This is a genomic window from Corynebacterium sp. MSK122, from assembly GCF_030229435.2.
Lineage (GTDB): Bacteria > Actinomycetota > Actinomycetes > Mycobacteriales > Mycobacteriaceae > Corynebacterium > Corynebacterium marquesiae.
In genome coordinates, this window is sequence record NZ_JASPHV020000053.1 from 1 (window position 1) to 1,534 (window position 1,534).

Sequence of the window (1,534 nt, forward strand, 5' to 3'; positions counted from 1 at the left end):
TGACGCTGATAATGGGAATACAGGATCGGAACCACGTGGAATGACCCACTTCTTGACTGGCCATGATCTCCTCATGTGCCTTCAGCGTGATCTGTCTTCCATGTTAGTTCCGACCCTGTACCGCAATCTGGTGAATCCGCCCATGACCTTATAGGAGCGTGACGTCTCCACCGTGACCACCCCGGCAGGTGTCTAGTGTAGTCGTCCCATCAGCGTCTTGTCTGCCCGGAAACCCCGGATCGCGGGTCACCCGCACGTTTGCTCACAGACAGGACCTGATCCCCAATGTCTACCACTTTCGACTGCCCCACCGGCCCCGTTGCCGGAATCGACACCCACACCGATACCCACACTGTTGCCGTTATTTCGGACACCGGCCGGCACATCGCCACCGACACCTTCCCCGCCACCAACCCTGGCTACGTGGCGATTTCAGAGTTCATGGCAACCTACGGTGTCACCACCGTCGGTGTGGAAGGAACCAGCTCCTATGGAGCAGGCCTGACACGCCACCTTCGCACCCAGAAATACTCAGTCGTAGAAGTCTTACGCCCTACCCGGGCCGTTCGACGCCGGGACGGCAAATCAGACCCCGTTGATGCTGTCGCTGCCGCCCGCCAGGTGCTCACCGGGGAAGCCTTAAGCATCCCGAAAGACACTTCCGGGCCAGTGGAATCCCTCCGTGGGTTGCAGATCACCCGCCGTCAGCTCGTGATGACAGCAGCGAAACTGATGACAACGATCAAATCGTTGCTGGTCACAGCACCCGATGAGATTCGACGCCGCTATAGTGCGATGTCCACATTGGTCATGGTGGAGGCCTTGTCCCGGTGCCGACCATCAGCTGACCTGGCCGACCCCAGAAATGGGGTGCTCCTCGCGTTGAAGACATTAGCCACCACCTATCGTGATTTACAGAAACAGGGTACGCAGCTGGAAAAACACATCAGTATCCTGGTTGAGATGATCAATCCGCATGTGACCTCGATATTTGGGTGTGGTTCCGTGGTGGCTGCTGATCTGATTGTCAGTGTGGGGGATAATCCAGGCCGGATTCACTCCGAGGCAGCATTAGCTCATCTGTGCGGGGCCGCACCGATTCCGGCTAGTTCTGGACGGACTCATCGGCACCGTCTCAACCGGGGTGGTGATCGTCGGGCGAATTCTGCGTTGCATCGGATCGCGTTGGTGCGGATGCATCATGACCAACGCACCAGGGACTACGTAGCCAAACGCACCAAGGAAGGATTGTCGAAAAAGGAGATCTTACGGTGTCTGAAACGCGCCATTGTCAGGGAGGTCTACCGGGTGTTGTGCTTGGGTCAGGCCGTTCTTCCAACGGGCCAGGTAGAGGTTGATGAACTCAAAGCTCGACGGATCGAGAGGCAGTTATCGCAAGCCCAGGTTGCTGAAAAACTCGGGTGTGCCCCGGCGAGAATCAGTGATATCGAAACCGGCAAGCGCCCTTTGCCGGAGTTGAGGTTGGCTTATGAAGAACTTCTCAAATCAGCTTGACACAACATAGGAGCATCAC

General features: G+C 57.0%; 1 protein-coding gene. It reads left to right on the top strand.

Going from position 1 to position 1,534, the window contains the following annotated elements; genetic code table 11:
- The first annotated feature begins 285 nt into the window (after positions 1 to 285).
- Positions 286 to 1,515, top strand: a complete 1,230-nt coding sequence (locus tag QP934_RS11390) for an IS110 family transposase (RefSeq protein ID WP_005324630.1) — start codon at positions 286 to 288, stop codon at positions 1,513 to 1,515.
- Positions 1,516 to 1,534 lie beyond the last annotated feature (19 nt).